Below are 12398 nucleotides of genomic sequence, written 5' to 3' on the forward strand. Positions count from 1 at the left end.
GGGCTCCTTACTCGGCCGCCAAGGACTTGGCGGCGTTGCGGTAGTCGAGGATGCGGCGCTCGACCTCCGGCCGGAAATGCCGGAACAGGCCCTGGATCGGCCAGGCCGCGGCATCGCCGAGCGCGCAGATGGTGTGCCCCTCGATCTGCTTGGTGACCTCCAGCAGCATGTCGATTTCCTCGACGCGCGCGTTGCCGGTCACCATGCGCTGCATGATGCGGTTCATCCAGCCGGTGCCCTCGCGGCACGGCGTGCACTGGCCGCAGCTCTCATGGGCGTAGAACTGGGAGAGGCGGGCGATGGCCTTCACCACGTCGGTGGACTTGTCCATCACGATGACCGCCGCGGTGCCCAGACCCGACCGCACGTCGCGCAGGCTGTCGAAGTCCATCAGCACCGTGTCGCAGATCGACTTCGGCAGCAGCGGCACCGACGAGCCGCCGGGGATGATCGCCAGCAGGTTGTCCCACCCGCCGCGCACGCCGCCGGCATGCTTCTCGATCAGCTCCTTCAGCGGGATGCCCATCTCCTCTTCCACGTTGCACGGCTTGTTGACGTGCCCGGAGATGCAGAAGAGCTTGGTGCCGGTGTTCTTCGGACGGCCGAGACCGGCGAACCACGCCGCGCCACGGCGCAGGATGGTCGGAACCACCGCGATGGATTCGACGTTGTTCACCGTGGTCGGGCAGGAATACAGACCGGCCTGGGCGGGGAACGGAGGCTTGTTGCGCGGCTGGCCCTTCTTGCCCTCGATGGACTCGATGAGCGCGGTCTCCTCGCCACAGATGTAAGCACCCGCGCCGCGGTGGATGTAGATGTCGTAATCGTAACCGGTGCCGCAGGCGTTCTTGCCGATCAGCCCCGCCTCGTACGCCTCGTCGATGGCGCGCTGGACGTTGGAGCCCTCGTTGTAGAACTCGCCGCGGATGTAGATGTAGCAGGCCGAGGCGCCGATGGCGAAACCGGCGATCAGGCAGCCTTCGATCAGCTTGTGCGGATCGTGGCGCAGGATGTCGCGGTCCTTGCAGGTGCCCGGCTCGCCTTCGTCGGCGTTGATGACGAGGTAGACCGGCTTGTCCGTCACGTTCTTCGGCATGAAGGACCACTTCATGCCCGTGGAGAAGCCGGCGCCGCCGCGCCCGCGCAGGCCGGATTCCTTGACCTGCTCGATGATCCATTCCTTGCCCTGGGCGATCAGGGCCTTGGTGTTGTCCCAGTCACCACGCTTCCGGGCGGCGTCCAGGCCGAAGCTCTGGTAGCCGTACAGGTTGGTGAAAATGCGGTCCTCGTCGCGAAGCATCGCATCCCCCTCAATCGGCCGTGGTGGTGAAGGCCTTCAGAGTCGTCGGGCCGCCCACCGGTTCGGAGGACTGCCGGCCGATCTGCGAGCCGTGCTTGGGGACCTCGCCGCCCTGGAGGGCGTCGATGATCTTTTCCATGTGTTCCGGGCTGACGTCTTCATAGTAGTCGTCGCCGATCTGGACCACCGGCGCGTTGACGCAGGCGCCCGAGCACTCGACCTCGCGCAGCGTGAACTGGCCATCCGCGGTCGTTTCGCCGACGCCGATGCCCAGCTTGCGCTCGCAGGTGTGCACGATGTCGTCGGACCCGCGCAGCCAGCACGGCGTGGTCGTGCAGACCTGGATGACGTGCTTGCCGACCGGGGTCTTGTTGAACATCGTGTAGAAGGTCGCGACCTCGTACACGCGGATGCGCGGCATGCCGAGCAGGTCGGCCACGGCGTCCATGGCGACGCGCGGCAGCCAGCCGTCGTGCTGGCGCTGGGCCAGATCGAGCAGCGGCATGCAGGCGCTGGCCTGCTTGCCCGCCGGGTACTTCGCGATGATGGCCTTCGCCCGTTCCAGATTTTCCGGAGTGAAGGCGAAGGAGGCCGGCTCCTTGGCCGGGTCGTGAGCCGGGGCGCTCATCGGTCAATTTCTCCGAACACGATGTCCATGGACGCGATGTTGGCGACCGCGTCGGCCAGCATGTAGCCCTTCGACATGAAGTCGAGGCCCTGCAGGTGGGCGAAGCCCGGCGCGCGGATCTTGCAGCGGTACGGCTTGTTCGTGCCGTCCGACACCAGATACACGCCGAACTCGCCCTTCGGCGCCTCGATGGCGGTGTAGGTTTCGCCCGCCGGGACGTGGAAGCCCTCGGTGAAGAGCTTGAAATGGTGGATCAGCGCTTCCATCGACCGCTTCATCTCGCCGCGCGGCGGCGGCGACACCTTGCGCTCCTCCGCGCGCACCGCGCCTTCGGGAAGCTCCTTCAGGCACTGGCGGATCATGCGGTTCGACTGGCGCATCTCCTCCATGCGGACGAGGTAGCGGGCCCAACAGTCGCCCGTCAGGCCGACCGGGACGTCGAAGTCCATGCGGTCGTAGACTTCGTAGGGCTGCGACTTGCGCAGGTCCCAGGCAACGCCCGAACCGCGCAGCATCGGGCCGGTGAAGCCCCAGCTGAACGCCTCTTCCTTGGTGACGACGCCGATGTCGACGGTCCGCTGCTTGAAAATGCGATTGTTCGTCAGCAGATTGTCAATGTCGTCAACAAACTTCGGGAAGCGCTCCGTGAACTCCCAGATGTCGTCGGTCAGGCCAGCGGGCAGATCCCAGGCGACGCCGCCGGGACGGAAGTAGTTCGCATGCAGCCGCGCGCCGCACACCCGCTCGTAGAACTCCATGAGGATCTCGCGTTCCTCGAAGCCCCACAGCGCCGGCGTGATCGCGCCGACGTCGAGCGCGCCGGTGGTGATCGACAGGATGTGGTTCAGGATGCGCGTGATCTCGGAGAAGAGGACGCGGATGTACTGGGCGCGCAGCGGCGCCTTGATCTGCAGCAGGTTCTCGATGCCGAGCACATAGGCGTGCTCCATGCACATCGGGCTGACGTAGTCCAGACGGTCGAAGTACGGAACGGCCTGCAGGTAGGTCTTGTACTCGATCAGCTTCTCGGTGCCGCGGTGCAGCAGGCCGATGTGCGGGTCGCAGCGCTCGACGACCTCGCCGTTCAGCTCCATCACAAGACGCAACACGCCGTGGGCCGCAGGGTGCTGCGGCCCGAAGTTCATGGTGTAGGGCTTGATCTGGGTCTTGCCGCCGGACTGGCCGGCGGAGGGGTGTGCGGACGTGGCGGTGGTCACGGCTTGCTCCCGGTGTCAGGGGCCTGGGCCTTCTCGTCGCCGGGCAGCATCACGTTCGTCATGCCTTCCCAGGGCGACAGGAAGTCGAAGCTGCGGAAATCCTGCGTCAGGCGGACGGGTTCGTAGACGACTCGCTTCTGGTCCTCGTCGTAGCGGCACTCGACATAGCCCGTCATCGGGAAGTCTTTGCGCAACGGATGACCTTCGAAACCATAGTCGGTCAGGATGCGGCGGAGGTCAGGATGGTCGGCGAAGAAGATCCCGAACATGTCCCAGGTTTCACGCTCGAACCAGCCGGCCGCGCTGTACACCGGCACCGCGGAGGCCACGGGCGTGTCCTCGTCGGTCGTCACCTTCACGCGAAGGCGCCGATTGTGCTTGTAGCTCAAAAGGATGTAGACGACCTCGAAGCGTTCCTCCCGCTCCGGCCAATCCACAGCGGTGACGTCCAGCAGCTGCTCGAACGAGCAGGTCGGATCGTCGCGCAGGAAGGTGAGCGACTTGATGAGCGAGGGCCGGCGGACGGTCACCATCAGCTCGCCAAGCTTCAGCTCGACCTTCAGGACGTCATCGCCGAGCGTCGCGGCGATATGGTCCCCAAGTTCCTTCAACGCCTGTTCGGACATGGCCAGGACCTGCCTTTTTCTTATTCAGCGAGCGATGCGGTTGCCGCGCCGGATCTTCTTCTGGAGTTGCAGAATGCCGTAGACCAGCGCTTCCGCGGTCGGAGGACAGCCCGGCACGTAAATATCGACCGGAACGATCCGGTCGCAGCCGCGCACCACCGAGTAGGAATAGTGATAGTAGCCGCCGCCGTTGGCGCAGGAGCCCATCGAGATGACCCAGCGCGGTTCCGGCATCTGGTCATAGACCTTGCGCAGCGCGGGGGCCATCTTGTTGGTCAGCGTGCCGGCCACGATCATGCAGTCGGACTGGCGCGGGCTGGGGCGCGGAATGACGCCGAAACGGTCCAGGTCGTACCGGCTCATGTAGGCGTGGATCATCTCCACCGCGCAGCAGGCCAGGCCGAAGGTCATCGGCCACAGCGATCCGGTGCGGGCCCAGGCGAGCACGTCCTCGTACTTCGCCGTGATGAAGCCCTTTTCCTGGATCTCCTCGGTGACCGCGCGGAGATAGGCGTCCTGTTCCGGTCCGGGCGGAATCGGCGCCAGCTTGGCAGCCTCTACTCCCATTCCAGAGCTCCTTTCTTCCACTCATAAATGAAGCCGATGGTCAGGATCCCAAGGAACACGATCATCGACCAGAAGCCGAAGAGGCCGATGTCCCCGAGCGCCACGGCCCACGGGAACAGGAAGGCGACCTCGAGGTCGAAGATGATGAACAGGATGGAGACCAGATAGAACCGCACGTCGAACTTCGTGCGGGCATCCTCGAACGGCTCGAAGCCGCACTCGTAGGGGGAGAGCTTCTCCGAATCCGGATTCTTCGGGCTGATGACGTAAGACGCGCCAACCATCACCACGGCCAGCGCGATACCGATCAACAGGAACACCAGGATCGGAAGGTACTCAATGATCAGCGGGTTGGTCACCGCGGTCCTCCCATAAGCCCACGCCACGATCGCCGGTACGGCCCGTAATCGGCCGACGCGCGGTGTCGTGGCTGGAATGCCTTGGATTAGCCCATCAGACGGGGCGGAATATATGACGAGAGCGTGATCAAGGAAAGCGCTTTGAATCGCTTTCGGCCAAGGAATCCACTCTGCGGAAATGAGCGGATGTCCTTGGTAATACCAAACTTTTTAAATGACCCTGTTCTCTATCCGGCTTATCGGATATGCGGGTCGAGCTTATCGGATATAGGGATCGCGAGCCTGCCGATAAAGCCGCGAACGCTTCGTTTTCATTGGGGAAAAGGAGAATGGGGAAAAAAGAGAATGGCGCGAGTGACGGGACTTGAACCCGCGGCCTCCGGCGTGACAGGCCGGCGCTCTAACCAACTGAGCTACACCCGCGCAACGCGGCGAAGTGAAACGCGCAAGAACAAGCGTCCGTGTCATAGGATCGCAGCGCGGTTTCCGGGGCCACGCCCCGTCGCCGATGGGCGGTTTCTAGCCGCCCGACGCATGACGTGTCAATCACGAATTTGAAAAACGGCGGGCGATAAGGATCGGGCGCGCTGGTGGGCGATGAGGGTTTCGAACCCCCGACCCTCTCGGTGTAAACGAGATGCTCTACCGCTGAGCTAATCGCCCGCGCCGCCTCGTCGCCCGGACATGTCATCCAGACAACGCAAAGCCGGCCGGACCATGCCGACCGACGCGCACTATGCCCGGAATGCCTTATCCGTTCAAGCCGTCATCTTGTCAGGCCGTCATCACTTCAGGCCGTCCTTCAGCGTCTTGCCCGGCTTGAACTTCGGCAGCTTCGATGCGGGGATGGCGATCTTCTCGCCGGTGCGCGGGTTGCGGCCCTCGCTGGCGGCGCGTTCGGACACCGCAAAGGTGCCAAAGCCGACCAGACGAACCTCCTCCCCATTTTTGAGCGAGTCGGCGATGCCGTCGAAAACGGCGTCGACCGCCTTGGTGGCATCGGTTTTGGACAAACCCACGGCGTCGGCGACGTGCGCCACCAGATCGTTCTTGTTCACTTACTTCCCCCCTTCTCAATCCGGCAAAGAAAATGGAAGCAAAGCCGCCCAATGACTTCACGCATTCAAACGATAAACGCGACATCGCCCGCCCGTCAATTGCAGACGGGCGGGCGATGCGAAGCATGGTAGCGCTTTAAGGGCGCTTTAAACGCCGGGCGTGATCAGTGACGCAGCACCTCGCCGCCGCCATCGGGCTGCGGCTTGGCGACCGCCGGCTCGACCGCCTCCGGCTCCTTCCACTCGATCGGCTCGAGCGCCCGAACCAGGGCGTGCTTGAGGACGTCGTCGACCGTGCTGACCGGGATGATCTCCAGGCCGCGCTTCACGTTGTCCGGAATGTCGGCGAGGTCCTTCTCGTTGTCGTTCGGGATCAGCACATGCTTGAGACCGCCGCGCAGGGCGGCCAGCAGCTTCTCCTTCAGACCGCCGATGGGCAGCACCCGGCCGCGCAGGGTGATCTCGCCGGTCATCGCCACGTCCTTGCGGACCGCGATGCCGGTGAGCACCGAGACGATCGAGGTGATCATCGCCACGCCCGCCGACGGGCCGTCCTTCGGGGTGGCGCCTTCGGGCACGTGGACGTGGATGTCCCGCTTCTCGAAGAGCGTCGGCTTGATGCCGAAGGCGGTGGCCCGCGACTTGACGTAGCTCTCCGCCGCCTGGACCGACTCCTTCATGACGTCGCCGAGCTTGCCGGTGGTGGTCACGCGCCCCTTGCCGGGCAGGCTGACCGCCTCGATGGACAGCAGCTCGCCGCCCACTTCCGTCCAGGCCAGACCGGTGGTGACGCCCACCAGATCCTCCAGTTCCGCCTCGCCGAAGTGGAAGCGGCGGACGCCGGCGTACTTGTCCAGGTTCCGGCGGGTGACCGAGACCTTGGCGCCGGGGGAGCCCTTCATCAGGATCTCCTTCACGGCCTTGCGGCAGAGGTTGGCGATCTCGCGCTCCAGGCTGCGGACGCCGGCCTCCCGCGTGTAGTAGCGGATCAGGTCGCGCAGCGCGTCGTCGGAGATGGCGAACTCGCCCTTCTTCAGGCCGTTGGCCTCCACCTGCTTTTCGATCAGGTGGCGCTTGGAGATCTCGACCTTCTCATCCTCGGTGTAGCCGGCGACGCGGATGATCTCCATGCGGTCCAGCAACGGCTGCGGCATGCGCATCGTGTTGGCCGTGCAGACGAACATCACGTCCGACAGGTCGTAGTCGACCTCCAGGTAATGGTCGTTGAAGGTGCCGTTCTGCTCGGGGTCGAGGACCTCCAGCAGAGCCGACGACGGGTCGCCGCGCCAGTCGGCGCCGAGCTTGTCGATCTCGTCCAGCAGGAACAGCGGGTTGGACGACTTCGCCTTCTTCATGCCCTGGATGACCTTGCCGGGCATGGAACCGATGTAGGTGCGGCGGTGGCCGCGGACCTCGGCCTCGTCCCGCACGCCGCCCAGCGACATGCGCACGAAGTTGCGGCCGGTGGACTTGGCGATCGACTTGCCGAGCGAGGTCTTGCCGACGCCGGGCGGGCCGACGAGGCAGAGGATCGGCCCCTTCACCTTGTTCATGCGGTTCTGCACCGCGAGATACTCGAGGATGCGTTCCTTGACCTTCTCCAGGCCGTAATGGTCGGCGTCGAGGATCTTCTGGGCGAGCTTCAGATCCTTCTTCACCTTGGTGCGCTTCTTCCACGGAATGGACAGCATCCAGTCCAGATAGTTGCGCACCACCGTCGCCTCGGCCGACATCGGGCTCATCGAGCGCAGCTTCTTCAGCTCGGCCAGGGCCTTGTCGCGGGCTTCCTTGGAGAAGCGGGTCTTGTTGATCTTCTCTTCCAGCTCGGCCGACTCGTCGCGGCCGTCCTCGGTCTCGCCGAGTTCCTTCTGGATCGCCTTGAGCTGTTCGTTGAGGTAGTACTCGCGCTGGGTCTTCTCCATCTGCCGCTTGACGCGGTTGCGGATGCGCTTTTCCACCTGGAGGACACCGATCTCGCCTTCCATGAAGGCGTAGACCCGTTCAAGCCGCTCCGACACCGTGGCGCATTCCAGGAGTTGCTGCTTCTCCGGAATCTTCAGCGCGAGGTGGGAGGCCACCGTGTCCGCCAGCTTGCCCGGCTCCTCGATCTGGTTGATCGAGACAAGGACCTCCGGCGGGATCTTCTTGTTCAGCTTGATGTACTGTTCGAACTGCGAGACGACGGCCCGGCCCAGCGCCTCAAGCTCCTGGCTTTCCCCGACCTTCTCCTCGACGAGGTCGGCGTGGGCCTGGAAGAAATCCTCGTTCTCGGCGAACTTGGTGATGGACGCGCGCTGGCCGCCCTCCACAAGCACCTTCACCGTTCCGTCGGGCAGCTTCAGCAGCTGCAACACGGTCCCAACGGTGCCGACGCTGTAGATATCGGCCGGCGTCGGATCGTCCTGCGCGGCGTTCTTCTGGGTGACGAGAAGGATCTGCTTGTCGTCCTTCATCACGTCTTCCAGGGCGCGCACGGATTTCTCGCGGCCGACGAAAAGAGGCACGATCATGTGGGGGAAAACCACGATGTCGCGGAGCGGCAGGACCGGATAGAGGGCACCACGAGGGATTTCGAACATTGATTGGGCCTCTTTCATTGGGACGCCGTCAGCCCGGGATGGGCCTGGGAGGAACCCCGCCTCGGGGATGAGCGCAGGGAACGCGAACCGGCACTTTTTCTAACGTGGCACAGCCATAGCCCCCCTTCAAGGGCCAGAACCCCAATTCCGTATGGCGGTGCGGCATGCCCGTCCGGCCGCTCCACAGCCCGGCCGGCGCCCTCGACGCGTGCGGACGCCGAAAACGACGAAGGGCGCCCAAAGGCGCCCTTCCCCGTATCCGATCCTGATCGAACGTGACGAAATCAGGCGCCCGGCGCCTGCTGCTCGCCGCGGCGTTCGGCATGGACATAGAGCGGCTTTGCCCGCCCTTCGACCACTTCCTTGTTGACCAGGATGCTTTCCACACCCGACAGGCCCGGCAGGTCGAACATCGGGTCGAGCAGGATCGACTCCATGATCGAACGCAGGCCGCGCGCGCCGGTCTTCCGCTGGATCGCCTTGTGGGCGATGTTGCGCAGGGCGTCGTCGGAGAACTCCAGACGGACGTCCTCCATCTCGAACAGACGCTGGTACTGCTTGACCAGGGCGTTCTTCGGCTTGGTGAGGATCTCGACCAGAGCCGCCTCGTCGAGGTCGGACAGGGTCGCGACCACCGGCAGACGGCCGATGAACTCCGGAATCAGGCCGAACTTCAGCAGATCCTCGGGCTCGACCTCGCGCAGGATGTCGCCGGTCGAGCGCTCGTCCGGGCCGCGCACGTCGGCGCCGAAGCCGATCGAGGTGCCCTTGCCGCGCTGGGCGATGATCTTGTCCAGCCCGGCGAAGGCGCCGCCGCAGATGAACAGGATGTTGCTGGTGTCGACCTGCAGGAATTCCTGCTGCGGATGCTTGCGGCCACCCTGCGGAGGCACAGAGGCGACGGTGCCCTCCATGATCTTCAGCAGGGCCTGCTGCACGCCCTCGCCCGACACGTCGCGCGTGATCGACGGGTTGTCGGACTTGCGGCTGATCTTGTCGACCTCGTCGATGTAGACGATGCCGCGCTGCGCCCGCTCGACGTTGTAGTCGGCGGCCTGGAGCAGCTTGAGGATGATGTTCTCGACGTCCTCGCCGACATAGCCCGCCTCGGTCAGGGTCGTGGCGTCGGCCATCGTGAAGGGAACGTCGATGATCCGGGCGAGCGTCTGGGCGAGCAGCGTCTTGCCGCAGCCGGTGGGGCCGACCAGCAGGATGTTGGACTTCGCCAGTTCGACGTCGTTGTGCTTCGTGCCGTGCGCCAACCGCTTGTAGTGATTGTGCACCGCAACAGAAAGGACACGTTTCGCGTGATGCTGGCCGATCACGTAATCGTCCAGCACCGCATGGATGTCGCGCGGGGTCGGCACGCCGTCGCGGGACTTCACGAGGGTCGTCTTGTTCTCCTCGCGAATGATGTCCATGCACAGCTCGACGCATTCATCGCAGATGAACACCGTCGGACCGGCAATCAGCTTGCGGACCTCGTGCTGGCTCTTGCCGCAAAAGGAGCAGTAGAGCGTGTTCTTCGAATCGCCGCTGCTGGACTTGCTCATCGGTACTCCGTCATCTCGCGGGGGACTGATCCGTATAACCTGTCAACCGCCTGCGGCGTCCCCCGACGCCGGTCCTTTCAAAGGTTGTCCCGGGGAAGGCCCAAGACAAGGTTAACGCATCCGCTCACTCATCCATCGAACCCGATCCATCGGACCGGTTCCCCATCATTCAACAACAGGGAACCGGCGCAATCAATCATTAGTTCGCGCGCCCCCTCAGGCGGCGCTGCCGTCGCCGATCGAGCCGGGGCGCTTTTCCACGACCTCGTCGATCAGGCCGAAGGCCTTGGCCTCCTCGGGCGACATGAACTTGTCACGCTCCATGGCCGCCTCGATGGTGTCGAGCGACTGGCCGGTGTGCTTGACGTAGATGTCGTTGAGGCGCGAGCGCAGCTTCAGGATCTCCTGGGCCTGGATCTCGATGTCCGAGGCCTGGCCCTGGGCGCCGCCCGACGGCTGGTGGATCATGATCCGGCTGTTGGGCAGCGAGAAGCGCTTGCCCGGCGCGCCGGCGGCGAGCAGGAGCGAGCCCATCGAGGCCGCCTGCCCCATGCACACCGTCGACACCTGCGGACGGATGTACTGCATGGTGTCGTAGATGGCGAGGCCGGCCGAGACGTAGCCGCCCGGCGAATTGATGTAGAGCGCGATGTCCTTGCTCGGGTTTTCCGATTCCAGGAACAGCAGCTGCGAGCAGATCAGGCTGGCGACGGCGTCGTTCACGCCACCGATCAAGAAGATGATCCGTTCCTTCAGCAGGCGCGAGTAAATATCGTACGCTCGTTCGCCCCGGTTGGTCTGCTCGATGACCATCGGGACCAGAGCATTCATCTTCGGTTCGAAGTCGTACATGGTGGTCTTCCCTGCTCCCGCAGCTCGGTTAGTCGTCTGAGCAGTCTACATATAGGAATGGAAAGGGGCGACCGGTAGGCCGCCCCTCAACCTTTCTGACGTCAGGCCGCCTCGGCCTCCTCGTCGGGGTCCTTCATCAGCTCTTCGGCGGACACCGGCTTCTCGCTCACCTTGGCCTGGTCCAGGATGTAGTCGACGACCTTGTCCTCGAAGATCGGGGCGCGGAGGTTTTCCAGCGCTTCCCGGTTCTGCTTGAAGAACTCGAACACCTGACGCTCCTGGCCGGGGAAGCGGCGGGCTTCCGCGATCAGGGCGCGGTTGATCTCGTCCTGGGTCACCTGGATGTCGTTGCGGCGGCCGATCTCCGACAGCAGCAGGCCCAGGCGCACGCGGCGCTCGGCGATGCCGCGGTACTCGGCCTTCAGCTCCTCTTCCGGCTTGCCGGCGTCCTCACCGGCGGTGCCGTTCTTCAGCTCCTGCTGAAGGCGCTGCCAGATGCCCTCGAACTCGACGTCCACCATGCCCGGCGGGACCTCGAAGGAGTGGGCCTCGGCCAGCTTGTCGAGGAGCTGGCGCTTGACGCGCAGGCGCGACACGTTGGCGTACTCGCTCTTGATGCGGTCGCCGACGGCCTCGCGCAGCTTCTCCAGGCTCTCCATGCCGAACTCCTTGGCGAGGTCGTCGTTGACCTCGGCCGGGACGTTCTTGCGGAGTTCCTTGACGTCCACCTCGAACACGGTGTCCGCGCCCTTCAGGCGGTCGTGCGGGTAGTCGGCCGGGAAGGTGACCTTCACCGTGCGGTGCTCGCCGGCCTTGGCGCCGACCAGCTGGTCCTCGAAGCCCGGAACGAACTGGTTGGCGCCCAGCTCCAGCGGGTAATCCTTGCCGTCCATGCCCGGCAGGGCCTCGCCATCGACCGAACCGGCGAAGTCGATCACGGCGATGTCGCCCTTCTCGGCCGCGCGGTCCTCGGTGACCGGGGCCTGCACCGAATGGGCGGAGGCCAGACGGGTCAGCGCCTCGTCGACGGCCGAATCCTCGACCGTGGCGACCGGCTTCTCAAGCTCCAGGCCGCTGAGGTCGCCCGGCTCGATGTCCGGCAGAAGCTCGACGCCCATGGTGTAGGACAGGTCGCCGCCGTCCTCGTACTTCTCGACGTTGATCTTCGGCTGCATGGCGATGCGCAGGCCGCGCTCGTTCAGCGCCTGGCGCGAGCTGTCGGCGATCGCATCCTCCAGAGCCTCGGCCAGCACGCTGCCGCCGTAGCGCTGCTTGATCACGGCAACCGGCACCTTGCCCGGACGGAAGCCGGGGAGCTGCACCGTCCGGCGCAGCTCTTCGAGCCGGCCCTGCACCTTCTGTTCGATATCCTGGGCGGAAATGACGACCTTGTACTCGCGCTTCAGGCCGTCGGCGCTGGTCTCGGTGATGTTCATCGGAACGAAAGCCTATCTCGTTGTCCGGCCCGGCGGCGCCCGTCCGGGCGGCCCGAAACCGTGTGTTCCCATGCGGTCCAAGCTGTTGCCATGGTGCGGGCGAAGGGACTCGAACCCCCACGACCGAAGTCACCGGAACCTAAATCCGGCGCGTCTACCAGTTCCGCCACGCCCGCAATGGCATAGACAGCCCGCGACGGGTGCGGAACACCCGACGGACTGC

11 protein-coding genes and 3 tRNA genes are annotated in these 12398 nt (G+C 64.6%); all 14 read right to left on the bottom strand.

The window, feature by feature from the left end:
* Positions 1-7: 7 nt before the first annotated feature.
* Positions 8-1300, bottom strand: a complete 1293-nt coding sequence (gene nuoF, locus TSH58p_RS05975; protein ID WP_014240125.1) for an NADH-quinone oxidoreductase subunit NuoF — start codon at positions 1298-1300, stop codon at positions 8-10.
* 10 nt (positions 1301-1310) lie between these two features.
* The gene (gene nuoE, locus TSH58p_RS05980) at positions 1311-1928 is read right to left on the bottom strand and encodes an NADH-quinone oxidoreductase subunit NuoE (protein ID WP_109071942.1); all 618 of its coding nucleotides are present in this window, start codon (positions 1926-1928) and stop codon (positions 1311-1313) included.
* Positions 1925-3073 carry an NADH-quinone oxidoreductase subunit D gene (locus tag TSH58p_RS05985; protein WP_247874240.1) on the bottom strand — a complete coding sequence of 383 codons (1149 nt, stop codon included), beginning with the start codon at positions 3071-3073 and terminating at the stop codon, positions 1925-1927. The genes nuoE and TSH58p_RS05985 overlap by 4 nt, the downstream gene beginning before the upstream one ends.
* Positions 3074-3141: 68 nt before the next feature.
* Positions 3142-3771, bottom strand: a complete 630-nt coding sequence (locus TSH58p_RS05990) for an NADH-quinone oxidoreductase subunit C (protein ID WP_109071944.1) — start codon at positions 3769-3771, stop codon at positions 3142-3144.
* Positions 3772-3795: 24 nt separating this feature from the next.
* Entirely contained in the window at positions 3796-4338 is a 543-nt protein-coding gene (locus TSH58p_RS05995) for an NADH-quinone oxidoreductase subunit B family protein (protein ID WP_014240121.1), read from the bottom strand.
* A complete protein-coding gene (locus tag TSH58p_RS06000; protein ID WP_014240120.1) occupies positions 4329-4697 on the bottom strand; it encodes an NADH-quinone oxidoreductase subunit A in 369 nt (122 codons plus the stop codon). The genes TSH58p_RS05995 and TSH58p_RS06000 overlap by 10 nt, the downstream gene beginning before the upstream one ends.
* Before the next feature lie 346 nt (positions 4698-5043).
* Positions 5044-5120, bottom strand: a tRNA-Asp gene (locus TSH58p_RS06005).
* A 165-nt stretch (positions 5121-5285) separates the two neighbouring features.
* Positions 5286-5360, bottom strand: a tRNA-Val gene (locus tag TSH58p_RS06010).
* A gap of 122 nt (positions 5361-5482) precedes the next feature.
* Positions 5483-5755, bottom strand: a complete 273-nt coding sequence (locus TSH58p_RS06015) for an HU family DNA-binding protein (RefSeq protein WP_109071945.1) — start codon at positions 5753-5755, stop codon at positions 5483-5485.
* Between the two features lie 164 nt (positions 5756-5919).
* Entirely contained in the window at positions 5920-8334 is a 2415-nt protein-coding gene (gene lon, locus TSH58p_RS06020; RefSeq protein ID WP_109071946.1) for an endopeptidase La, read from the bottom strand.
* A gap of 284 nt (positions 8335-8618) precedes the next feature.
* The gene (gene clpX, locus TSH58p_RS06025) at positions 8619-9887 is read right to left on the bottom strand and encodes an ATP-dependent Clp protease ATP-binding subunit ClpX (protein ID WP_109071947.1); all 1269 of its coding nucleotides are present in this window, start codon (positions 9885-9887) and stop codon (positions 8619-8621) included.
* A gap of 216 nt (positions 9888-10103) precedes the next feature.
* The gene (gene clpP, locus TSH58p_RS06030; protein ID WP_109071948.1) at positions 10104-10739 is read right to left on the bottom strand and encodes an ATP-dependent Clp endopeptidase proteolytic subunit ClpP; all 636 of its coding nucleotides are present in this window, start codon (positions 10737-10739) and stop codon (positions 10104-10106) included.
* Positions 10740-10840: 101 nt separating this feature from the next.
* Complete coding sequence (tig, locus tag TSH58p_RS06035; protein ID WP_109071949.1) at positions 10841-12175, bottom strand: trigger factor; 1335 nt, start codon at positions 12173-12175, stop codon at positions 10841-10843.
* A 91-nt stretch (positions 12176-12266) separates the two neighbouring features.
* Positions 12267-12351 (bottom strand) — tRNA-Leu (locus TSH58p_RS06040).
* Positions 12352-12398 lie beyond the last annotated feature (47 nt).

Source organism: Azospirillum sp. TSH58, from assembly GCF_003119115.1.
Classification (GTDB): Bacteria; Pseudomonadota; Alphaproteobacteria; order Azospirillales; family Azospirillaceae; genus Azospirillum.

Bases quoted from the DNA above. Each gene is read 5' to 3' on its own strand.
- nuoF (WP_014240125.1), bottom strand. From the start codon at position 1,300: ATGCTTCGCGACGAGGACCGCATTTTCACCAACCTGTACGGCTACCAG.
- nuoE (WP_109071942.1), bottom strand. From the start codon at position 1,928: ATGAGCGCCCCGGCTCACGACCCGGCCAAGGAGCCGGCCTCCTTCGCC.
- TSH58p_RS05985 (WP_247874240.1), bottom strand. From the start codon at position 3,073: ATGAACTTCGGGCCGCAGCACCCTGCGGCCCACGGCGTGTTGCGTCTT.
- TSH58p_RS05990 (WP_109071944.1), bottom strand. From the start codon at position 3,771: ATGTCCGAACAGGCGTTGAAGGAACTTGGGGACCATATCGCCGCGACG.
- TSH58p_RS05995 (WP_014240121.1), bottom strand. From the start codon at position 4,338: ATGGGAGTAGAGGCTGCCAAGCTGGCGCCGATTCCGCCCGGACCGGAA.
- lon (WP_109071946.1), bottom strand. From the start codon at position 8,334: ATGTTCGAAATCCCTCGTGGTGCCCTCTATCCGGTCCTGCCGCTCCGC.
- clpX (WP_109071947.1), bottom strand. From the start codon at position 9,887: ATGAGCAAGTCCAGCAGCGGCGATTCGAAGAACACGCTCTACTGCTCC.
- clpP (WP_109071948.1), bottom strand. From the start codon at position 10,739: ATGTACGACTTCGAACCGAAGATGAATGCTCTGGTCCCGATGGTCATC.
- tig (WP_109071949.1), bottom strand. From the start codon at position 12,175: ATGAACATCACCGAGACCAGCGCCGACGGCCTGAAGCGCGAGTACAAG.